The organism is Streptomyces odontomachicola, from assembly GCF_039605595.1.
Lineage (GTDB): Bacteria > Actinomycetota > Actinomycetes > Streptomycetales > Streptomycetaceae > Streptomyces.
This window is the reverse complement of the sequence record NZ_JBCFOK010000004.1, coordinates 311,436-333,058: the sequence shown is the minus strand read 5'-3', so window position 1 is coordinate 333,058 and position 21,623 is coordinate 311,436. Positions and strand designations below refer to the sequence as shown.

At 73.8% G+C, this 21,623-nt stretch carries 19 protein-coding genes; 12 read left to right on the top strand and 7 right to left on the bottom strand.

Going from position 1 to position 21,623, the window contains the following annotated elements; translation table 11 throughout:
* Positions 1–136 precede the first annotated feature (136 nt).
* The 4 genes from ABEE00_RS09250 to ABEE00_RS09235 are packed head-to-tail and all read left to right on the top strand — an operon-like array spanning position 137 to position 4,540.
* Entirely contained in the window at positions 137–1,645 is a 1,509-nt protein-coding gene (locus ABEE00_RS09250; RefSeq protein ID WP_345744810.1) for a rhamnulokinase, read from the top strand.
* Positions 1,636–2,352, top strand: coding sequence for a (Fe-S)-binding protein (locus ABEE00_RS09245; RefSeq protein ID WP_345744809.1), 717 nt, complete (start codon positions 1,636–1,638; stop codon positions 2,350–2,352). Before ABEE00_RS09250 ends, ABEE00_RS09245 begins: the two co-directional genes overlap by 10 nt.
* A complete protein-coding gene (locus ABEE00_RS09240) occupies positions 2,349–3,893 on the top strand; it encodes a lactate utilization protein B (protein WP_345744808.1) in 1,545 nt (514 codons plus the stop codon). The genes ABEE00_RS09245 and ABEE00_RS09240 overlap by 4 nt, the downstream gene beginning before the upstream one ends.
* Positions 3,890–4,540 carry a LutC/YkgG family protein gene (locus ABEE00_RS09235; protein ID WP_345744807.1) on the top strand — a complete coding sequence of 217 codons (651 nt, stop codon included), beginning with the start codon at positions 3,890–3,892 and terminating at the stop codon, positions 4,538–4,540. Before ABEE00_RS09240 ends, ABEE00_RS09235 begins: the two co-directional genes overlap by 4 nt.
* 105 nt (positions 4,541–4,645) lie before the next feature.
* Here ABEE00_RS09235 and ABEE00_RS09230 read toward each other — a convergent pair whose 3' ends face one another.
* The gene (locus tag ABEE00_RS09230) at positions 4,646–5,305 is read right to left on the bottom strand and encodes a PAS and ANTAR domain-containing protein (RefSeq protein ID WP_345744806.1); all 660 of its coding nucleotides are present in this window, start codon (positions 5,303–5,305) and stop codon (positions 4,646–4,648) included.
* Between the two features lie 349 nt (positions 5,306–5,654).
* On the opposite strand from ABEE00_RS09230, the gene ABEE00_RS09225 reads away from it, so the two are divergent.
* The 6 genes from ABEE00_RS09225 to ABEE00_RS09200 all read left to right on the top strand — a co-directional run bounded on the left by ABEE00_RS09225 (position 5,655) and on the right by ABEE00_RS09200 (position 11,425).
* On the top strand, positions 5,655–6,434 hold the full coding sequence (locus ABEE00_RS09225; RefSeq protein ID WP_345744805.1) for a GAF and ANTAR domain-containing protein: 780 nt from the start codon (positions 5,655–5,657) through the stop codon (positions 6,432–6,434).
* 168 nt (positions 6,435–6,602) lie between these two features.
* Positions 6,603–7,439: an ABC transporter ATP-binding protein gene (locus ABEE00_RS09220; RefSeq protein ID WP_345744804.1), complete on the top strand. Its 837-nt coding sequence runs from the start codon at positions 6,603–6,605 to the stop codon at positions 7,437–7,439.
* Between the two features lie 300 nt (positions 7,440–7,739).
* Positions 7,740–8,441 (top strand): DNA polymerase ligase N-terminal domain-containing protein, encoded by a 702-nt coding sequence (locus ABEE00_RS09215; protein ID WP_345744803.1) that lies wholly within the window; start codon positions 7,740–7,742, stop codon positions 8,439–8,441.
* The gene (ligD, locus tag ABEE00_RS09210; RefSeq protein ID WP_345744802.1) at positions 8,438–9,481 is read left to right on the top strand and encodes a non-homologous end-joining DNA ligase; all 1,044 of its coding nucleotides are present in this window, start codon (positions 8,438–8,440) and stop codon (positions 9,479–9,481) included. Before ABEE00_RS09215 ends, ligD begins: the two co-directional genes overlap by 4 nt.
* Positions 9,482–9,670: 189 nt before the next feature.
* Positions 9,671–9,865: a hypothetical protein gene (locus ABEE00_RS09205; RefSeq protein WP_345744801.1), complete on the top strand. Its 195-nt coding sequence runs from the start codon at positions 9,671–9,673 to the stop codon at positions 9,863–9,865.
* A 27-nt stretch (positions 9,866–9,892) separates the two neighbouring features.
* Positions 9,893–11,425, top strand: a complete 1,533-nt coding sequence (locus ABEE00_RS09200; RefSeq protein ID WP_345744800.1) for a hypothetical protein — start codon at positions 9,893–9,895, stop codon at positions 11,423–11,425.
* 331 nt (positions 11,426–11,756) lie between these two features.
* On the opposite strand, the gene yczR is transcribed toward ABEE00_RS09200, so the two are convergent.
* Positions 11,757–13,289 (bottom strand): MocR-like transcription factor YczR, encoded by a 1,533-nt coding sequence (yczR, locus tag ABEE00_RS09195; protein ID WP_345744799.1) that lies wholly within the window; start codon positions 13,287–13,289, stop codon positions 11,757–11,759.
* Between the two features lie 154 nt (positions 13,290–13,443).
* Between yczR and yczE the strand changes: the two genes are divergently transcribed.
* Together yczE and ABEE00_RS09185 are read left to right on the top strand one after the other, a co-directional pair.
* Entirely contained in the window at positions 13,444–14,235 is a 792-nt protein-coding gene (gene yczE / locus ABEE00_RS09190; protein WP_451918535.1) for a membrane protein YczE, read from the top strand.
* Positions 14,236–14,574: 339 nt separating this feature from the next.
* Positions 14,575–14,961: an RNA polymerase-binding protein RbpA gene (locus ABEE00_RS09185; protein ID WP_345744798.1), complete on the top strand. Its 387-nt coding sequence runs from the start codon at positions 14,575–14,577 to the stop codon at positions 14,959–14,961.
* A gap of 176 nt (positions 14,962–15,137) precedes the next feature.
* Here the strand turns inward: ABEE00_RS09185 and fxsA are convergent, their stop codons facing one another.
* The 5 genes from fxsA to ABEE00_RS09160 form a co-directional block, all read right to left on the bottom strand.
* A complete protein-coding gene (gene fxsA / locus ABEE00_RS09180; RefSeq protein ID WP_345744797.1) occupies positions 15,138–15,788 on the bottom strand; it encodes an FxsA family membrane protein in 651 nt (216 codons plus the stop codon).
* 3 nt (positions 15,789–15,791) lie between these two features.
* Positions 15,792–16,568, bottom strand: a complete 777-nt coding sequence (locus ABEE00_RS09175; protein WP_345744796.1) for a polyprenol monophosphomannose synthase — start codon at positions 16,566–16,568, stop codon at positions 15,792–15,794.
* Positions 16,565–18,346, bottom strand: a complete 1,782-nt coding sequence (gene lnt / locus ABEE00_RS09170) for an apolipoprotein N-acyltransferase (RefSeq protein WP_345744795.1) — start codon at positions 18,344–18,346, stop codon at positions 16,565–16,567. Before lnt ends, ABEE00_RS09175 begins: the two co-directional genes overlap by 4 nt.
* A 1,080-nt stretch (positions 18,347–19,426) precedes the next feature.
* Entirely contained in the window at positions 19,427–21,070 is a 1,644-nt protein-coding gene (locus ABEE00_RS09165; protein ID WP_345744794.1) for an amidohydrolase, read from the bottom strand.
* A 43-nt stretch (positions 21,071–21,113) separates the two neighbouring features.
* Positions 21,114–21,554 (bottom strand): Lrp/AsnC family transcriptional regulator, encoded by a 441-nt coding sequence (locus tag ABEE00_RS09160; RefSeq protein WP_345744793.1) that lies wholly within the window; start codon positions 21,552–21,554, stop codon positions 21,114–21,116.
* Positions 21,555–21,623: the final 69 nt, after the last annotated feature.

Sequence of the window (21,623 nt, the reverse complement as noted above, 5' to 3'; positions counted from 1 at the left end):
CACCCGCCTCCCGCCGCGGCGGGAGGCGACCGCATCGGCAGCCGTCGGCGGTCGGTGGCCGAGCTGCGGCGCGCCCGCAGAAAGAAGGTGCGCGCGACGCGCACCCGGACGAAGTCGAGTCAGGAGTGGAGACGGCGTGGAACGTCGTACGAACCCTCATCGGTTCGCGGCTGTGGACCTCGGGGCGTCGAGCGGACGCGTGATGGTGGGGCACGTGGCGCCCCACACGCTGGAGTTGGAAGAAACGCACCGCTTCCCCAACCGCCCGGTCAGAGCAGGCGGCACCCTCCACTGGGACATCCTCGCGCTCTACGCCGGCGTGCTCGACGGGCTTCGCGCGGCGGGCCCCGAACCACTCGGCGCCGTGGGGATCGACTCGTGGGCCGTCGACTACGGACTCCTCGACGCCCGCGGCGCACTCCTCGGCAACCCGGTCCACTACCGCGACACCCGCACCGAGGGCGTGGACGCCCGGGTCGCGGAGGAGTTCGGCGCGCGCGAGCTGTACGCCGCGACCGGCATCCAGCGCATGCCGATCAACACCCTGTACCAGCTCAGGGCCGCGCACGGCACACCCCAACTCGACGCCGCACAGCGCCTGTTGATGATCCCGGACCTCATCTCGTACTGGCTCACCGGCGTACAGGGCACGGAGCTGACGAACGCCTCCACGACCCAGCTCGTCGACCCCCGCACCCGGCGCTGGTCGGAGCGCACAGCGGAACCCCTGGGCATCGACCTGTCGCTGTTCCCTCCCCTGCGGCAGCCCGGCGAGGCAGCCGGGCACCTGCTGCCCGAGGTGCTGGAGGAGACCGGGATGCGCGGTCCGGTGCCGGTGACCGCGGTGGGCTCGCACGACACGGCCTCCGCCGTCGCCGCCGTACCCGCCGAGGGCACCCGCTTCGCGTACATCGCGACCGGCACATGGTCACTCGCGGGCCTCGAACTCGACGCACCGGTGCTCACGGAGGAGAGCAGGCGCGCCAACTTCACCAACGAGCTGGGCGTGGACGGCACGGTCCGCTACCTGCGCAACATCACGGGCCTGTGGCTCCTTCAGGAGTGCCTGCGCGAATGGGGCGGCCGGCACACGCTGGACGCCCTGCTGCGGGAGGCCGCCGCGCTGCCGCCGCTGCGCTCGGTGGTGGACGCGGAGGACCCCGCGTTCCTGCCGCCGGGCGGGATGCCGCGGCGCATCGCCGAGTTCTGCCGCCGCCGCGGCCGGCCGGAACCCCGTACGGAGGCGGAGACGGTCCGCTGCGTACTGGACTCCCTCGCGCTGGCGCACCGCCGCGCGATCACCGAGGCGCAGCGGCTCGCGGGCCGGGACGTGGACGCCGTGCACATCGTCGGCGGCGGCGCGCACAACGCCCTGCTCTGCCGGCTCACGGCCGACGCCTGCGGGCTCCCGGTGGTGGCGGGCCCGGCGGAGGCCGCGGCCTTCGGCAACGTACTGATCCAGGCGCGGGCGCACGGCGCGCTCCACGGCGATCTCGCGGACCTGCGTGCGCTGGTGCGGGACACACAGCCGCTGGGCAAGTACGCTCCCACCGGCGATCATGGAAGCCCGGCCGCCTGGGCACGCGCCGCGGCGGCGGCCGGAGAGCCGGGCGGCGCTGGGGAGTTGGAGGTCCTGTGCGGGTAGCGCTCTTCGTGACCTGCGTGAACGACACGCTCTATCCGCGTACCGGGCGCGCGGTGGTCGCCATGCTGGAGCGGCTCGGCGTCGAGGTGGACTTTCCGCAGGCGCAGACGTGCTGCGGCCAGCCGCAGTTCAACACCGGGTACAGGAAAGAGACGGAACCCCTGGTGCGCCGCTATGCCGAGACGTTCGGCGGCTACGACTACATCGTGGCCCCCTCCGGGTCGTGCGTGGCGATGGTGCGGGACAACTACCCTCGCATCGACCGCGAGGGCACGGCGGACGTGGTGGCGCGGACGTACGAGCTGACCGAGTTCCTGACCGACGTGCTGGGCGTGACCGACGTGGGCGCCTACTACCCGCACACGGTCACGTACCACCCGACCTGCCACGGGCTGCGGATGCTCGGGCTCGGCGAACGCCCTCGGCGGCTGCTGGAGGCGGTCAAGGGGCTGGAGCTGCGGGAGCTGGAGGGCGCCGAGGAGTGCTGCGGCTTCGGCGGCACCTTCGCGGTCAAGAACCCGGACGTGTCGGCCGCGATGGGCGCCGACAAGGCCCGGCACATCGAGGAGTCCGGAGCGGGCGCGGTGTGCACGGCCGACAACTCCTGCCTCATGCACATCGGCGGGACCCTCTCCCGCCGCGGCTCCGCTGTGCGCCCCGTGCACATCGCGGAGATCCTGGCGAGCACCGAGGAGGCCGTGCTGTGAGCGGTACGTATCTGGGCATGCCCGCGTTCCCCGAGGCGGCGGCGAAGGCCACCAGGGACCCGCAGCTCCGCGGCAACCTCCAGCACGCCACGCACACCATCCGCGCCAAGCGCGCGCAGGCGGTCGGCGAACTCCCCGACTGGCAGGCGCTCCGCGCCTCGGGCGCCGCGCTCAAGGAGCGCACGCTGCGCCATCTGGACGTCTACCTGGAGCAGTTGGAGTCCGCCGTGACCGCCGCGGGCGGCCATGTGCACTGGGCCGCCGACGCCGAGGAGGCCAACCGGATCGTCGCGAACCTCGTACGGGAGACAGGCGAGAGCGAGGTCGTCAAGGTCAAGTCGATGGCCACCCAGGAGATCGGCCTGAACGACGCGCTCGCGCGCGAGGGCGTCCACGCGTACGAGACCGACCTGGCCGAGCTCATCGTCCAGCTCGGCGACGACCTCCCCTCGCACATCCTGGTACCGGCGATCCACCGCAACCGCGACCAGATCCGCGACATCTTCCGCCGCGAGATGGGCCGTTGGGGCCGCGCGGCGCCCGAGGACCTGAGCGACGATCCGCGGCAGCTCGCCGAGGCGGCGCGGCTGCACCTGCGCGAGAAGTTCCTGAACGCGAAGGTCGGCATCTCCGGCGCCAACTTCATGGTCGCCGACAGCGGCACCCTCGTGGTCGTCGAGTCGGAGGGCAACGGCCGGATGTGCCTGACCCTCCCGGAGACCCTGATCTCCGTCGTCGGCATCGAGAAGGTCGTGCCCACCTGGCAGGACCTGGAGGTGTTCCTCCAGCTCCTCCCCCGCTCCTCGACGGCCGAGCGGATGAACCCCTACACCTCCACCTGGACCGGCACCACGGACGGCGACGGCCCGCAGACCTTCCACCTGGTGCTGCTCGACAACGGCCGCACCGACGCGCTGGCCGACACCGTGGGCCGCCAGGCGCTGCGCTGCATCCGCTGCTCGGCCTGCCTCAACGTCTGCCCCGTGTACGAGCGGGCCGGGGGCCACGCCTACGGCTCGGCCTATCCGGGCCCGATCGGCGCGATCCTCACGCCCCAACTGCGGGGTACGCAGACCGAGCTGGACGCCTCGCTGCCGTACGCCTCCTCGCTGTGCGGAGCGTGTTACGAGGTGTGCCCCGTGGCCATCGACATCCCCGAGGTGCTGGTGCACCTGCGCCAGCGCGTCGTGGAGGGCGGCCCGGCGACCGTGCGCGGGCAGCGGACCGTGATCCGCCCGGCGAAGGGGCACGCGGCCGAGCGCGCCGCGATCCGCGCCTCCCGCTGGGCACTGGACCACCCTGGGGTGCTGCGTACGGGCCAGCGGGCCGCCGGAAAGGCGCGGCGGCTGGTGCCCAGGCGGCTGCCCGGACCCGGCAGGGCGTGGACGGACAGCAGGGATGTGCCGGAGGTGCCGGAGGAGTCGTTCCGCGACTGGTGGCGGCGCACGCGGGGCACCGGCGGCGAGGGAACCGGCGGCAGAGGCACCGGCGGCGGCACTGGCGGCGAGGACGGCAACGGCCGTACGGGAGGCGGGAAATGAGCAGCCGCGACGTGGTGCTGAACCGGGTGCGCCGGGCCCTCGCCGACGTGCCCCGCGAGGAGCGCGCCGAGGACCACGCGGTGCCCCGCGACTACCTCCCGGTGCACGGCGAGCGCACCCCCGCGCAGACGGCCGGCCTGCTCGCGGAGAATCTGGCCGATTACCGCGCCGTGGTCCACCGCACGAGCACCGCACAACTCCCCCATCTGCTGGGGCAGTTGCTGAGCGAACGCGGCGCACGCAGCGTGCTCCTGCCGGAGGGGCTGCCCGGCGAATGGCTCACCGACCTGCCCGGTGACCTCGAACGGCTCCCCGACTCCCTCGAGTACGGGCCGCACGACCTGGACGCCGTGGACAGCGTGCTGACCGGGTGCGCCGTGGCCATCGCCGAGACCGGCACCGTGGTGCTCGACGCGGGCCCGGGCCAGGGGAGGCGCCGCGTCACCCTCGTACCCGACCACCACATCTGCGTCGTGCGGGTGCCGGAGCAGGTCGCGGGCTCGGTCCCCGAAGGGCTCGCGCGGCTCGACCCGGCGCACCCGCTGACCTGGATCTCGGGGCCCTCGGCCACCAGCGACATCGAACTGGACCGCGTGGAGGGCGTGCACGGCCCGCGCACCCTGGAGGTCGTGCTGGCCGGCGAGTGACGCCGGCCGCGATGCTGACCGGGCCCCGTGCGCCACGGTGGACGGCGCACGGGGCCCGGCGGCCTCACGGCGGGGATCTTCGGAGTACGGAGGTGCGGCGCGCCCTCAGGGGTGCGGTCCGCCGCGCGGCCCGGGGCCGTCCGGCGGGCAGAGCATTCGCTCCACCCGGGCGCGCAGCGACTCCCCGCCGCCGTTCTCGGTCACGGCGCCGATCAGCGCGGCCGCCAGGTCCCGCAGCTTCACGTTGGTGTTCTGCGAGCCCCAGCGCAGCAGCGTCCACGCCGCGTCGGCGTCTATCCCGTACACCGCCATGAGCACGCCGCGCGCCTGGTCGATGGCCTCCTGGCTGCGCCGGGCCGCGGTGATGCTGCGGTCCGAGTGCTCCTTGATGTCGCGCGCGACCGGCTCCGTCAGGTCGATGAAGAAGCCGCGCACGGCGGCGACTTGGCCGTCCTCGACGCGCTGCCCGTCACCCGCCACCACGACGCGCCGCTCGCGGCCGGCGACGTCCAGCAGCCGGTGATACAGGCTGAACGGGTCGCCCTGCTCAAGGCCCCACCGGAAGACGCTGGCCGCCCGCGCCTTGTCCTGCGGATGCAGGTGGGACATCAACAACTCGGTACTGGGCTCGACTTCGCCCGGTTTGAGGCCGCACAACCGGTAGACCTCATCGGACCACCACCATCTGCCCTCGGCCACCAGATAGCGGTAAACACCCACCGGCTGCCCGGTCTCGCCGGACGGCAGCCTTGTCTGCTCGCGCATGGACTCCTACCCCTGGACGCTGCGCCCCGGGGCAGATGACGAAGGGAGGTGTGGACACTCCCCCTGCCCGAGGGCACGACGAAACAGGCACGGACGCCCACTGCCAGACACCCAAGCCAACTGAACCAACTCGGAGATCACACGCTGCCAGACACCCGAGGTGCTGTCCACTTCGCCGACAGTACGAAGTTGCTGCTCAGCCACGTGCAAGGGCACATGCAGCGGCACATGCGCGCGGTTTGTGCGGGGCGCGGCGAGGGCACCCGGGACCCTGCCGCGGCACCTCTGCGGCGCCCTGCGCGCGGACCGCCGGCAGCGGTACACCGGCAGGGCAGCGGAAGGGAGAGACATGTCGTCACCGTCCCCGCAGACCCGTGCCGGGTCTCCCGAACTCCGCACCGCCTCCGGTGAACTCGCCGAGGCGCTGCTGTTCGCCGAGTCGGTCGAGGAGGCGCTCCAGCACGTCGCGGAGACCGGCGCCCGCACCGTGGGGGACGGCGTCCTGTGCAGCGTCACGCTGCGCCGCGAGGGCAGGCTGACCACAGCGGGCTCCTCGGCCCGGCTCGCCGAGCTGCTGGACGAGACGCAGTACGGCCTGAAGGACGGGCCCTGCGTGCAGGCCATGGACGAGCGCACCGCGGTGTACGCGGAGGACCTGGAGCACGAGGGGCGCTGGGACGAATACCCCGCGGCCGCACGCGAGTTCGGGGTCGCGGCGGTGTACTCCCACCCCCTGGCCGTCGAGGTGGACAGCGTCGGCGCGCTGAACTTCTACGCCTTCCGCACCGATGTGCTGGACGCGGAGCGGCGGAGGGTGTGCGACGGCCTCGCGGAGAACGCCTCGCTGCTCCTCCAGGCCACGATGCGCAATGTGGACCGGGCAGCGCTGGCCGACCAGATCCACGACGCGCTGCGCCACCGCTCGTACATCGACCAGGCCGTCGGCATCGTGATGGCGCGCCAACGCGTGGACGCCGAGGCCGCGTTCGCCGTGCTGCGGCGCAACTCCCAGCAGCGGAACGTGAAGCTGCGCACCGTCGCGCTGCGGATCATCGAGTCCGCGACGGGACGCCCGGCCAAGCCGCTGGGCGCCTTCCGCAAGCCGGGCGATCCGCCGGCCGACGCCTGAGGACGACGCCTGAGGCCGACGCCTGAGGAACGGGGCACGGTACGGGGTCTGGCACGAGGTCCGGTACGGGGTCCCGTACGGGGTACGGCCCCTGGAAATACGGTTGCACCGTGCAGCTAGTGTTGCCCGCACGAGCCCGCAGGTCCCGTATTCCCCAGGGAGGCAGCCATGGCCCCGTCCGCCGCTTCCGGCGAACCGTCCTTCTCCGCGTCCGGGGACGGCCCCCCGGTCGCCGCGCTGGAGGGCGTCGGCGTGCGCCGCTACACCACGGGCCAGGTGATCCTCGACGGCATCGACTGGAGCGTGCGCGCCGGGGAGCACTGGGCGCTGCTGGGCGCGAACGGCGCGGGCAAGACGACGCTGCTCAAGATGGTCGGCGCGACGATGTTCCCCACCACGGGCACGGTGTCGGTGCTGGGGCACACCCTGGGCAGGGTGGATGTGCGGGAGCTGCGCGCCCACATCGGCCATGTGTCCGGTGCGCAGCGGGTCCCGCAGGACGCGACCGGGCTCACCGTGGTGCTCACGGGCGCCACCGGTACGGTGCAGCCGCTCTGGAAGAAGTACGACGAGGCCACCAGGGAGCGGGCGCGCGCGCTGCTGGCCGAGCTCCAGTGCAAGGAGCTGGCCGACCGCGAGTACGGGGTGTGCAGCGGGGGCCAGCGTGCGCGGCTGCTGATCGCCCGCGCGCTGATGCCCGATCCCTCGCTGCTGCTCCTGGACGAGCCGTTCAACGCGCTGGACCTGCCCTCGCGCGAGGACCTCATCGACACGCTGCGGGAGCTGGCCGCCGGGCCCCGCGGGCTCTCCACGGTGACCGTCACCCACCACCTGGAGGAGCTCCCGCCCACCACGAGCCACGCCCTCCTCCTCCGCGAGGGCCGCGTCCAGTCGGCGGGCCCGGCGGAGGAGGTCTTGACCAGCACCTCCTTGACCGAGTGCTTCGGCCGCCCGATCGAGGTGTCCCGTCACGAGGGGCGCTGGCAGGCGCGGTCCGCGCTCTAGCGCCTGTCGGGCTTTCCGATTGCGCAGCACCTGTTGAGCTTTCCGATTGCGCAGCGCCTGTTGAGCTTTCCGCTCTGACCGCCGGCCGGGCCCGCTTCTGGCTGCTTCCCGCCGCGGCGGGATTCGGGTGGGTGGTTGCGCCCGACTTGTGAGTTACGGCCCGCCCTCCGACGCTCCGCGCCTGCGGGCGGGCCTTCTCCGGTCTGCGGCGTCCCCGGAGAGTCGCGTACGAGCCGTCACGCCTGGTCTGTGGGCCCGCGCCCCGCGTGGGTTCGCGCCTCACCAGGGCACCCGGGCCCCATGACAAGCACCAAACGCAAGAACGCCCTCGCCACGTACAACGCCAAGCGCCGCTTCCAGAAGACCCGCGAACCCAAAGGTGAGCAGGCCTCGGAAGAAGGCTTCCGCTTCGTCGTCCAGATCCACGCCGCCACCACCACCCACTTCGACTTCCGCCTGGAGGCCGACGGCGTGCTCAAGTCCTGGTCCGTGCCGAAGGGCCCCTCCACCGACCCCCAGGACAAGCGCCTGGCGATGCCCACGGAGGACCACCCGCTGGAGTACCGCGATTTCGAGGGCGTCATCCCGGAGGGCGAGTACGGCGCCGGCACCGTGATCGTGTGGGACGAGGGCACGTACCGCCCCCTCTCCCACGACCGCGACGGCGACCCCGTACCCCTCGCCGAAGCCCTGGAGAAGGGCCACGCCAGCTTCTGGCTGGACGGCTCCAAGCTGCGCGGCGGCTACGCCCTCACCCGCTTCCGCAGCGGCGACGGATCCGGCGGCGGCAACGACCGCGAGGCCTGGCTCCTCGTGAAGGAGGACGACGCCCGCGCGGGCGGCCGCGGCGCCCCCGACCCGGCCCGCGCCCGCTCGGCCCACACCGGCCGCACCCTCAAGCGCGTGGCCGAGGAGGAGGGCGGGGACGAGAAGCAGCGGAAGGGGAAGGGCCGGAAGCAGCCCACGAAGGGACCGAAGGGCTCGAAGGGATCCTCCTCATGACCCGCACCGGCGACCTCCTCGCCTCCCTCCCCGCGCACCACCAGCGCCTCGTCCGCGAAGCCCCCTCCGGCGCCCGGCTCGCCGAACGCCCCATGCTCGCCGAGCTGAGCGACCGCAGGGACTTCTCCTCCGGCGGCTGGATCTTCGAGCGGAAGCTGGACGGCGTACGCACCCTGGCCGTTCGCGAGGGCGAAAGGACCCGCCTGCTCTCGCGCAACGGGATCGCGCAGAACGGCACCTACCCCGAGATCGCCGAGGCCCTGGCGGCGCAGGACTGCGCGGACTTCACCGTGGACGGCGAGGTGGTGGCCTTCTCGCACGGCCGCACCGACTTCGCCAGACTCCAGCAGCGCATGCAGCTCACCGACCCGGACAAGGCGCGCGCGAGCGGGGTCGCCGTCACCTACTACGTGTTCGACCTGCTGCGCCTGGACGGCTGGGACCTGACGCGCCTCCCCCTGCGCACCCGCAAATCCCTGCTGCGCGCGGCCCTCGGTTTCGGGCAGCCGCTCCGCTTCACCCCGCACCGCAACCAGGGCGGGCAGCAGGAACTCGACGCGGCCTGCGCACGCGGCTGGGAGGGCCTGATCGCCAAGCGCGCCGAGGGCCGCTACCGGGCCGGCAGGTCCCCCGACTGGCTGAAGCTCAAGTGCGAGGGCGGCCAGGAGCTCGTGATCGGCGGCTTCACCGAGCCGGCCGGCAGCCGCATCGGCTTCGGCGCCCTCCTGGTGGGCTATTACGAGGAGGGGGGACGGTTCCGGTACGCGGGCAAGGTCGGCACCGGCTACGACCAGAAGACCCTGCGCGCCCTCCGCTCCCGCCTCGACGGCCTGGAGACGGACCGCTCCCCCTTCGCCGACCGGGTGCGCGAACGCGGCGCCCACTGGACCGAGCCGGCCCTCGTGGCGCAGATCGGCTTCACCGAGTGGACCCGCGACGGCATGCTGCGCCACCCCCGCTACCTGGGCCTGCGCGAGGACAAGAAGCCGCGCGACGTCGTACGCGAGGTGCCGCGCGAGCGCGCGGGCTCCGGCGGCTGAACGGGGCGTCCGGAAGCCGGAGTTGTCCGCACCGCGCCCCACCACGCCCCCGCCGCGTCCCCAACGCACCCTCACGTCCCGCTCTGTGCCCCATACAGAGGAAAAAACCCTATTGCCCGCTTTCCCTCTCCGTACTTTCTGTGAAGCTGAAGACGCTCGTGGTGATCGTCCCCTGCACAGGAGTACCCCGTGGTTCTGTCCATCTCCGGCGTCGTGCTGCTCGGCGTGATCGTCTTCCTCTTCTTCCGCAAGGACGGCCTGAAGCCCTCCCACGCGATCATCTGCGCGCTGTTCGGCTTCTACCTCGCCGGCACCGCCATCGCGCCCAGCATCAAGGCGGGCGGCGAGAGCCTGGCCAGCCTGCTGGGCGGCCTCAAGTTCTGACCGTCGCTCGTCCCTGAGGAGGCAGCATTGGGGCTCTGGCCGCTTCCCCGCACCGGCCTGGCACCCGGGGGAACGCGCTGGTCGCAGGCGCGCGACCTGTTCCGCACGGGGGCCGTCGGCGCCCGTGACGTCTTCTTCCCGCTGCTCGTGCTGGGCCGCGGCGCCGGGCGCCTGACGCTGCTGGCCAAGGAGACGTGGGCCCGCACACCCAAGGAGCGGCGTGGTCCCGCGCTGCTGCTGGGCGCGGCCTGCCTCCTGGTGCTCGGGCTCACTCCGTACGGGCCCGCCGTCGGCACGATCGCGCTGGTGGTGGCCGCCGCCTGGCAGGGCTGGGAGCGCGCGGAGGCCCCGGCCGAGGAGGAGGACCCGGGGCCTGGGCCCGAGCAGACGGCCCGGCTCCAGGCGGTGTACGAGGCGCTGGTGCCGTACTTCGCCGTGCCCGAGGACTCGGCCGCCGAGCCGCTGTACGCGCCGGGCGGGGACTGGACGCGGGCGCTGGAGGAGTTCGAGTTCACCGACGAGGGGCGCATCCGGCGGCTGCGGCTGCGCTACCCGGCCTCCTTCCGCGACGGCGAGCAGGCCGAACGGCTGCGCGTGGAGCGGCTGTTGAGCGGCAAGTCGGGCCGCGGCAGGGAGTACCGCTTCGACTGGGACGAGGAGCGCAACCGGCTGGAGGTCACCGTGCTCGGCCCCCTGCCCGCCGGGGTGAGCGCGCAGCGCTTCGTGACCGGGCCCGGCGAGGTCCTGCTCGGCTTCACCGACGCGGCCGACGTGCACCGCACCGTTCCCGTGCTGGTCGACGGCGCCCCGGTCGACCTCCCCCCGGTGCTCTGGCGCACCGGCAGGCGCTCGACGGAGCCGCACCTGCTGGCCATGGGCACGCCGGGCGGCGGCACCAGTTCGCTCCTCCGCTCGATCGCCCTCCAGGCGCTGGAGCACGGCGACGTGGCGGTCGTGGACGGCGGCGGCGCGGGCGAGTTCGCCTGCCTCGCGGGCCGCGCCGGGGTGCTCGCGGTGGAGTCCTCGCTGGTGGGAGCGCTGGCCACGCTGGAGTGGGCAGTACGCGAGACCGAGCGGCGGCTCCTGGAGGCGAGCCGGGCCCGGCAGGCGGGCGAGCAGCCGGCCGACCACGTACGCCGCCCGCTCTGGCTGCTGATCGACCGCCCCTCGGTGCTGAGCCAGCTCGCCGCGGCCGAGGGCAGGAGGGACCCGCAGGACCTGCTCCAGGTGCCGCTGCGGCACGGCCGCGCCGCGGGGGTGACGGTGGCGGTGGCCGAACAGTTCGAGGGCGCGGACGGCCTGGGCGAGGCGGTGCGCGCGTACACCAGGGCCCGCGCCGTGCTGGGCGCTGTCACCCCCGAGGAGGCGCGCGCGGTACTGGGCGAGGCCCCCCAGTCCGCCCCCGCCGACGACGTCTCCCCAGGCCGCGGCTTCGCCCGCCTGGGCCAGGGCCCGGTCCTGCGCATGCGCTCCCCCGCGACCCCCGACCCGTACGACGAGGCGGCAACGGCCCACGAACGCCAGGCGGTAATGGACCTCCTGCCCCCGCGTACGCACTGAGCGGCGAGCCGTCACTCACAAGCCGGGCACAACCACCCACCCGAATCCCGCCGCAGCGGCAAGCAACCACCCACGCAAGTGGCCGGCGGTGCTCGAGTGTCCGCAGGTCGCCGCAGACCGGAGAAGGCCCGCCCGCAGGCGCGGAGCGTCGGAGGGCGGGCCGCAACTCACAAGTCGGGCGCAACCATCCACCCGAATCCCGCCGCAGCGGGAGGCGACCCACAGCGATCCGGACCGGCGGTCAAGGCGCAAGCCGCCAAGCACACTTGGGGCGAAGCCCCAAGAGAAGGGGCCGCAGGCCAACGGGCAGCCACCAGCGCAGAGCAACCACTCACGCGACGTACGTGCGCGGCTCCTCAACCCCCCGCACGAGCCCCGCCGCCGAGGCCAGCCGCCCCGCCGCCTCCCGCGCCAGCGACTCGCCGATGGTGAACGGCAGCCGTACGAAGCCCTCGAAGGCGCCGTCCACCCCGAACCGCGGCCCGGACGGCACCCGCACCCCCAGCCGCTCCCCCGCCTCCGCGAGCCGCGAGCCCGAGAGGCCGCCGGTGCGGGTCCACAGCGTGAGGCCGCCCGAGGGCACGGTGAACTCCCAGTCGGGCAGGTGCTCCCGTACGGCCTCGACGAGACCGTCCCGGTTGGCGCGGGCACGCTCGCGCCGCACCTTCAGCGCCGCGTCCCAGCCGCCGCCCGTCATCAGGTCGGCCACCGCGAGCTGCTCCAGCACGGGGCTGCCCAGGTCGGCGTACGCGCGCGCGGCCACCAGCGCGCGGATGATCTCCGGCGCGGCGCGCACCCACCCGATCCGCAGCCCCGCCCAGATCGACTTGGACACCGAGCCCACGGTGATCACGGTCGCGCCGCCGGGGTCGAACGAGGCCACGGGGCGCGGCAGTTCCGCGCTGCCGGGCTCGGCGTCCAGCGGCAGGTCGGCCATGGTCTCGTCGGCGACCAGCACGGTCCCCGAGGCCCGCGCGGCCGACACCAGCTCGCGCCGCTGCCCGTCGGGCACCAGCGCGCCGGTCGGGTTGTGGAAGTCGGGAACGGTGTACGCCATGGCCGGCGCCGCGTCCCGCAGCACCCGCCGCCACGCGGGAAGGTCCCACCCCGCGAGCCCCTCGGCCATCGGCACGGGCACGAGCCGCGCCCCGGCGTCCCGCAGCAGGTGGAGGATGTTGGCGTACGAGGGGTGCTCCACCGCGACGCGCTCCCCGTGCGGCGCGTGCAGCCGGGTCAGCGCGGCCGCCGCGCCCATCGCGCCGGTGGTGATCATGATCTGCTCGGGCATGGTCGGCACCCCGCGCGCGGTGTAGCGGTCCGCGACGGCCTCGCGGAGCGCGGGCAGCCCTGCGGGGTAGTCGCCGTGGGTGTGCGCGTAGGGGGGCAGGGCGCCCAGCGCGTTGCCGAAGGCGGTGGACAGATGCGGCTCGGGCGCCGGCAGCGCCGCACAGCCCAGGTCGATCATGCTGCCCGCGGTCTCCGGGGGCAGCGGGTCCAGGCCGCGGGTGGGCAGCGGATTGCCGGCCGGCACGGCGGTCCAGCTCCCCGAGCCGCGCCGGGACTCCAGGAAGCCGTCGGCCCGCAGCGCCTCGTACGCGGCGGCCACGGTGGTGCGCGAGACGTGCAGCGCGGAGGCGAGTTCGCGCTCGGCCGGCAGCCGCGTGCCGACCGGCACCCGGCCCTCCAGGATCAGCAGCCGCACGCCGTCGGCCAGCGACCTGTAGGCCGGAACCCTGCGCGCCGGGCGGGACTTCGCGGCCCCGGCGGGCACCCCGTCGACCCCGGCGCCCTCCTCCTCGGGGCGCTGCGAGGACAGCAGGCGGGCGAGCTGCGCCGCCCCCATCACCGAGATCCACTGAGACATCGCCGGGGTCCACCTCTCCGTGATTGGCCCTCGTAACGCCGGTTGGCCTGCCACAGACTGGCACGCCATGCCGGATTGGCGCCAGGAGAGGCGGCGGAACGTGACACAAGAGGAAACCGGACACCCAGCGGAAGACCCGGCCGGGGAACGGCACTTGGGAGAATCCGCGCGGCGAGGCAGACAGCCGCGCACGCCGCGGGGCCGCAGACTCCCGCGCAGACTCGTCCAGCTCTACGCGGGCCTCCTCCTGTACGGCGCGAGCGCGGCCCTCATGGTCCGCGCCGACCTGGGGCTCGGCCCGTGGGACGTGTTCCACCAGGGCGTCGCGCGGCACACCGGGCTCTCCATCGGCATCGTGTCGATCATCGTGGGCGCGCTGGTCCTGCTCCTGTGGTGGCCGCTGCGGGAGCGGCCAGGGCTCGGGACGGTCTCCAACGTGCTGCTGGTAGGCCTGTCCCTGGACGCCACGCTCGCCCTCGTACCGGCGCCGGACTCGCTGTGGCTGCGGGGCCCGATGACGGCCGCGGGCATCGCGCTGAACGGCGCGGCCACCGGCCTCTACATCTCGGCCCGCTTCGGCTCGGGCCCGCGCGACGGCCTGATGACGGGGCTGCACCGGGTGACGGGGCGCTCGATACGGCTGGCCCGCACGGGGATCGAGATCGCGGTGCTCGCCTGCGGCTTCCTGCTCGGCGGTTCGGTGGGCGCCGGTACGGTCGGCTACGCGCTCGCGATCGGCCCGCTGTCGCAGCTCTCCCTGCGCCTCTTCGCGATACCGGGGTACGCGGCCGTGACCGCGGGTGATGAGGGGGACGGGGCCGGCGCGGAGCGCGGAACCCCAGGCGGGGATCCCCGCGAGGAGTCCGGCGGCGCCCCGGGGAAGGCCAGGCCGAGGGCTCAAACAGGCCCCGGATTTAACGCCGGAGGCGGTGGCCCGCTAGGGTAACCCCTTGGCCCCGCCGGGTGGACCGTTACTGCACGCCTCAGAGATGCGAACGCAGGGTGACATCTCCCGCTAGCTGTGACAAACAGGACACCCGTGGGTACCGCATATTCGACGAAGCGGCGGCACAACGGAAGGCGGCGGCGCACAGCGTCACCCCAGGGGGCGGCGATGGGCGTCGGTGAAGTCAGCGGCGCACAACGTCACCAATCAGTGGGCGGTGGCGAGTGTCAGGTGGGCGCATGTCCCGATACGGGAATCTTCACCCCCGACCGGACGTTGACCGGATGACGACGACAGCGACACCTGTCCTGTGGGCGACAAGCCCGGGAGGCACGATTCATGAGTGAGCGAGCTCTGCGCGGCACGCGACTCGTGGTGACCAGCTACGAGACCGACCGCGGCATCGACCTGGCACCGCGCCAGGCCGTGGAGTACGCATGCGAGAACGGCCATCGGTTCGAGATGCCGTTCTCGGTGGAGGCCGAGATTCCGACCGAGTGGGAGTGCAAGGTGTGCGGCGCCGTTGCCCTCCTGGTCGACGGAGAGGGGCCCGAGGAGAAGAAGGGCAAGCCCGCGCGTACGCACTGGGACATGCTCATGGAGCGGCGTACGCGTGAGGAGCTGGAGGAGGTGCTGGCCGAACGGCTGGCCGTTCTCCGCTCCGGCACGATGAATCTCGCCATCCACCCGCGTGACGGCGAGAACGACAAGAAGAAGTCCGCCTGACGGCACGCACCGGGCCGCGCTCCGGCGCGGAAGCGGAGCGCCGGCCCGTGGGACGGCATCGCGAGCCCGTAAGACGGTGAGCAGCGAGAAGGGCCCGTGACCTGTGGTCACGGGCCCTCTCGTCGTGCCTTCCCGCGCCCCTCGGGCCCCTCTCGGGATCCTCGACCGCGGGCGCCTCACTGCTTGGGCGGCTCGTCCTCGCGCACGACCTCGCCCTGCACGACCTTGCCGTCCTGCTGGTGGATGCGGAACTGCTCCTCCATGGTGCGCGCCTGCTCATACGCCTCGCCGAGGGAGCCGGGCTCGAAGCCCTTCGCCGCCTTGCGGCCCACGGCGCCGCGCGCCGCGCGGGTCAGCAGCCGCGAGGTGGGCGGGAAGAGGAGCAGCAGCCCCGCGGCGTCGGAGACCAGCCCGGGCACCATCAGCAGCAGACCGCCGAGCATCGCCTGCGCGTTGCCGCCCCTGCGGCCCTGCTCACCGGCCTTGCCCGCGGCCTGGTCCGGGTCGCCCCCTGCGGCCTGTGCCTGGGCGCGCTGCACATTGTCCGAAAGCTGACGCCAGGCGCGGCGCCCCGCGCGCTTGATCGCCACGGCGCCCAGCACGAACCCGGCGGCGATCAGCAGGAAGACGGTCATCCCGCCGGCCGCCTCGGCGACCAGCGTGAACAGCCAGATCTCCAGCACCACCCAGGCGGCGACGGCCAGCGGCAGGAAGGTGCGGAGCCGCGAGCGGCGCGGGGCACCGCCCGCCGGTCCGCTGCCGCCCTCGCCGGCGGACTGCCCGCGGTCGCGAGCGGGCTCGTACGGGTACGGTGCGCGCGTCGTCATGCCTCAAGTGTGCCTGCGGCCGAGAAGTTTCTTCACCCGGCCCTCGACGCCCCAGGCGGTGACGCGCCACAGTGCCTCGGCGACGATGTCCCGGCTCATCTTGGAGTCGCCGCGCTCGCGCTCCACGAAGGTGATGGGGACCTCGACCACGCGGTAGCCGGCGTGCACGGCGCGGCGGGCGAGGTCGACCTGGAAGCAGTAGCCCTGCGAGGCGACGGCCTCCATGCCCAGGCCCTCCAGGGTCGCGGCGCGGAAGGCGCGGTAGCCGCCGGTGACGTCCCGGATCGGCACGTCCAGCAGCAGCCGCGAGTAGGTGCTGCCGCCGCGGGAGAGGAACTGGCGCGAGCGCGGCCAGTTCACGATCCGCCCGCCGGGCACCCAGCGCGAGCCCAGCACCAGGTCGGCGCCCCGGAGCGCGGTCAGCAGCCGGGGCAGCTCCTCGGGCTGGTGGGATCCGTCGGCGTCCATCTCGACCAGGACGTCGTAGCCCCGCTCGATGCCCCAGCGGAAGCCGGCGAGATAGGCGGCGCCGAGGCCCTCCTTGCCCTGCCGGTGCAGCACGTGGACCTGCTCGTCCTCGGCGGCGAGCTCGTCGGCGATCTTGCCGGTGCCGTCCGGGCTGTTGTCGTCGGCGACCAGGACGTGCGCCTCGGGGACGGCCGAACGCACCCGCGTCACCACGGGCTTGATGTTGTCGGCCTCGTTGTACGTCGGGACGATCACCAGGGGCGTGCCGAGCGGTCCGTGCTCCGGGCGCTGCTGCTGTCCGCCGTCCGTCACTGCTGCTGCCCCTCACTCCCCGGCGCCTCCGGGGTCCCCGTCCGCCGTGTCCTGCGGCCGGCCAGCCATGCTCCGCCGCAGGACAGGATGCCCACGATAGCGAGCGTCCACTCGGGAGCCGCGCCGACGCGGTCGGCCACGGTGATGTCGTCCCGCAGCGGCAGCCTGGCGCTCAGCACGTCCCGCGTGAACTCCTTCGTACGCTGGTGCACCGTCCCGTCCGGGCCGACCACCGCGCTGATCCCGCTGGTCGCCGCGGTGACCACGGCCCGCCCGTGCTCCACGGCGCGCAGCTTCGACATCACGAGCTGCTGCTCGGGCTGGCCGGTCCGCCCGTACGTGGCGTTGTTGGTCTGCACGACGAGGGCGCGCGCTCCGGCGTTCACCGTCTCCCGGGGGATCTCGTCGTACGCCACCTCGAAGCAGATCACGTCGCCCAGCCGCGCGGGCCCGGTCTGCAGGACGCCGGTGTGCTGCCCGGGGTAGAAGTCGCGGGGCACGCGCTGGAGGCGGGTGATGACCTTGCTGAGCTCGGCGCGGAAGGGCACGTACTCGCCGAAGGGCACCGGATGCTGCTTCGTGTACGAGGCCCCGGGACCCTTCTTGGGGTCCCACACGATGCCCTGGTTGAGCACGTAGCCCTGCGAGCCCGGCTTGTCGACCAGGGCGCCGACCAGCACGGGTACGCCGATGGCCCTGACCGCCTCGTCGATGCGCTCGCGCGCCTCGGGGTACTGGTAGGGGTCCAGGTCCGAGGAGTTCTCCGGCCAGATGACCAGGTCCGGCTTCTCGGCCTTGCCCTCCCGCACCTTCTTCGCCAGGTCCAGGGTGGCGTCGACGTGGTTGTTGAGGATCTTCATGGGGCGGCCCAGGAAGTCCATGCCGGCCTGCTCCACGTCGCCCTGCACGACGGCGATGTCCGCGTGGTCGTCGGCCTGGGTCGGCACGGGTACGGCGAAGCCCGCGGCGGTGACGACGGCGGCGAGCACGAGGGGGCCTGCCGTACGGGTCAGGGCCTTGCGGCCGGTGTGCGGGCGGTCCGCGGACTCGGCGTCCGTGTGCGGCTCGCGGTCCGCGTGCGGCCCGCCGCCCGCGTGCGGGCGGTCCGCGGTCTCGGCCTCCGTGTGCGGCCCGCCATCCGTGTGCCGCTCGCCGTCCGTGCGCCGCCGGTCCGCGCGCAGGTGCCACGCGGCGAGGGCCGTCGCGGCGAGCAGCGTGCCGGTGAGGGCGACGGCGAAGGTCACCAGCGGGGCGCCGCCGAGCGCGGCGAGCGGCGTGTAGGGGGAACCGGTGTTCGCGAACGCGAGCCTCCCCCACGGGAATCCGCCGAACGGCACCCGGTCCCTGGCCCACTCCTCGGCCACCCACAGGCAGGCACCCCACAGCGGCCACAGCGGCAGCCGCTGGACGACGCTCAGCGCGGCGCCGAGCGCGGCGAGGAACAGCGCCTGGAGGAAGGCCAGGCCCAACACGGCGTCCCAGCCGACCACATGGAGCCACTTGAGCAGCACCACGAAGAAGGGCCAGCCGAACGCGAGGCCGAGCCAGGCGCCGCCGCGCTTGCTGCGGCCCCGGGTGAGGAGGGCCAGCGCCGCGACGGCGAGGAGGGAGAGCGGCCACACGCCGTACGGCGGGAAGGCGAGGGCGAGCGCGACGCCGGCGAGCGCGGCGGCGCCGGTACGGCGCGCGAGCGCGGCGCGGCGGCGGCGCGGTCCCGGCGTCGCGGCGGGGGCGGCGGGGGCGTCCGCCGGGGCTGTGGTGTCGGAGCCCGTAGCCAAGGGGGCCTTCCTCCAGGTCAAGCAATAGTGCCCTGACGGTACAACGCCCCCGTACGAAACCGCCCCCGCACCCCACGACCACGGCACGACCGCTGCCCGCGCTCTAAGGTGTGGTGGCCGCGTGCCGCGCCGCCTCCCCCTCCACTGAGGTGTGGGCGTGCGTTCCGCCGGGGCGGAACGGGCGGGCACACCGGGACCGCACCCGCGAAGGGAACGCACCCCCGCACCCAGCCCACGCGCTCGCCGCGAGCGTTCACGGGGCTGCGCCCCGGACCCCGTCAGGTGCGTGGTCGCGCAGGAGCAGGGGGCGCAAGTCCGGTTGTGCCCACCCGTTCCGCCCCGACGGAACGACTGCCCACAACCTCGTGGGGGGGGCGCCCAGCCGGGACTGCAGCACGCGACCTCGTATGGGGCACGGGGTGGGCAAAGCCCCAAGCTTGACCGTCACACACCACCTCGTGCGGGGCGCGGGGTGGGCAAAGCCCCAAGCTTGACCGTCACTCACAGCCCTGTGGGACGGGCGGGCATGGAGACCAGCCCGCAACCTGGCGCGGAGGCCCGGGCGAAGCCCCAGGCTGAGCGCAGCCTGCAAGCTCGTGCGCGGGTGGCGAGTGGGCGCGGCGTGCACAGGAGGCGCGGCCGCGCGCAAGAGGTGCGGCCGCGCAGAAGGAGGAGGGTGCGGGTAGGGGCCCGGGTGCTCTTCGGGCCGGCCTGGGAACCGCTGGCTGCGGGTCGACCGAGAGCCGTTGTCTACTGAGCGTCCGGGCCCCACCCGGGTCGCACCTGCCGGCCGGCGAAACCTTCCGCCCCCGTGCCGCGGGCGCTGGACCTGGCTCCCAGCGGTGGTGAACCGGTGCGGCACACCACCCCATGGCCCAGCGGCGTTCGACGACTGCGCGGAGTTCTGACCGGTCGGACGTCCTGTGGTGGACCCGGCCGAACCTACCCGCCCAGTGGCGTCGGCTGTCAACAGCCCTGTGGCCTGCGGCGTTTCACGAAATCAGCAGGTCAGTGCGGAGGGCAGGGCGGGGCCGCGACAAGCCGAGGGGACGTCGTTCGGCGTATGGAGAGCGCCCCGGATCACTCGTTCGGCCGCGCGTACACGGTGCGCCCGCCCACCATCGTCCGCAGGCAGAGCGGGAGTTGACGGCCCGGTGTCAGGTCGGGCAGCCCGGGCGTGCCGGAGCGCGGGTCGGTGGACCAGTTGGCGACCCGGGAATCCGGTGTCTGTACGACGAGTTCGCCGGTGTGCCAGAACGCGAGGTCGGCGGGCGCGCCCGGCGCCAGCACCCCCGCGTCGTCCCGCCCGATGGCCCGCCAGCCGCCCCGGGTGTGCGCGGTGAAGGCGCCCCGTACGGAGATCCGGTGCTCGGGCGTGCGGTGGAATGCGGCGGCGCGCAGCGTGCCCCACGGGTCGAGCGGGGTGACCGGGCTGTCGGAGCCGAGGGCCATGGGCACGCCGGCGCGCTGAAGTGCCGCGTACGGGTTGAGGGTTCGGGCGCGCTCGCGGCCCAGGCGTTCCGCGTACATGCCGTCCTCCCCTCCCCACGCGGCGTCGAAGGCGGGCTGCACGGAGGCGGTGAGGGCGAATTCGGCGAAGGCCGCGACGGTGCCGGGCTCCAGCATCTCGGCGTGCTCCACGCGGTGCCGGGCCGCGCGGACACGGTCGGTGCCGACCCGTTCGGCGGCGGCCCGGACGCCGTCCGTCACGGCGCGCAGCGCGCCGTCGCCGATGGCGTGGAACCCGGCCTGGATGCCCGCCTCGGTGCAGGCGGCGACGTGCGCGGCGATGGCGTCGGCGTCGAGGTAGGCGGTGCCGGTGTGGCCCGCGTCGGCGTACGGGCCGCACAGGTGTGCGGTGTGCGAGCCGAGGGAGCCGTCGGTGAAGAGGTCGCCGGCCGCGCCCAGCGCGCCGAGTTCGCGGATGCGACCGGCCTCCTTGGGGTCCGTGAGGGGCTCGGCCCAATAGCCGTACACCCGCGGCCCGTTGCCCTCGGCGGCGAGCGCGAACAGCTCGGCGAGGTCGTCCTCGCTGGAGATGTCGGGGCCCGCGCACTCGTGCAGCGCGCCGATGCCGACGGAGGCCGCGTGCGCGAGCGCCGCGCGCTGGGCCTCGGCGCGCTGGGCGCCGCTGAGGCTCCCGAAGGCGGCGGCGCGCACGGCGTGGTGCGCGTCCCGGGTGAGCGGCTGCCCGTCCTCGTAGCCGTCCTTCGAGGTCACACCGGGCACCTGGTCCAGCAGCGCGGTGGTGGCCAGGGCCGAGTGGACGTCGACGCGGCTGAGGTAGAGGGGGCGGCCCCCGGCGGCCTCGTCGAGTTCGGCGCGGCTCGGATGGCGGCGCTCGGGCCAGCCTGCGGTGTCCCACCCGGTGCCGAGCAGGACGCGGTCGGAGGGGCGGGACGAGGCGTACGAACGCACCCGGTCCAGTGCCTCGGCGAGGCTGCGGGCGCCGGACAGGTCGAGCCCGGTGAGCGCGAGGCCGGTGGACGTGGTGTGCACGTGCGCATCAGTGAACGCCGGGGTGACGAGCGCGCCGTCCAGGTGCACCACCTCGTCGACGCCGTCGGCGAAGGAGTCGGCCGCGCCCTCCGAGCCGACCCAGGCGACGCTGTCGCCCTCCACCACGAGGGCCGTGGCGAACGGGTCGGCGGGGCTGTGCACCTCGCCGCCGCGGAACAGCGTGGTGCGGGGCCGGCTCTGGTCGGGGGCGGTGCGCTCACTCATGGGACAAGTTTCCCGCTCCGCGCCCCGGGTCCTGTGAGCGGGGTCAGATGCGCGGCGGCCGTGCCTCGTACGGGGTCGAGAGCACCACCGTCGTGCGGGTGGAGACGCCGGCCAGCGAGCGGATGCGGGCGAGCAGGTGCTCGAGCTCGATGGGAGTGGCGACGCGGACCTTGAGGATGTAGTTCTCGTCCCCGGCGACGCTGTGGCAGGCCTCGATCTCCGGGACCTCGGCGAGCCGGTCGGCGATGTCGTCCGGCGCGCTGGGGTCGAAGGGTTTGACGGAGATGAACGCGGTGAGCGCCAGGTCGATGGCCTCGGGGTCCACCAGCGCGGCATAGCCGCGGATCACGCCGCGCTGTTCCAGGCGGCGGACGCGCTGGTGCACGGCCGAGGTGGACAGGCCGGTGGCCTTGCCCAGGTCGGTGTAGCTCATCCGCCCGTCCTTGACGAGCAGTTCCACGATCTGTCGGTCGAGATCCTCCACGGCGCAGAAACCTACAGGGGTTTCCGGCGCTCGGCACAACCGGTGCGGGATGCCGTACGGGCGCGCCGT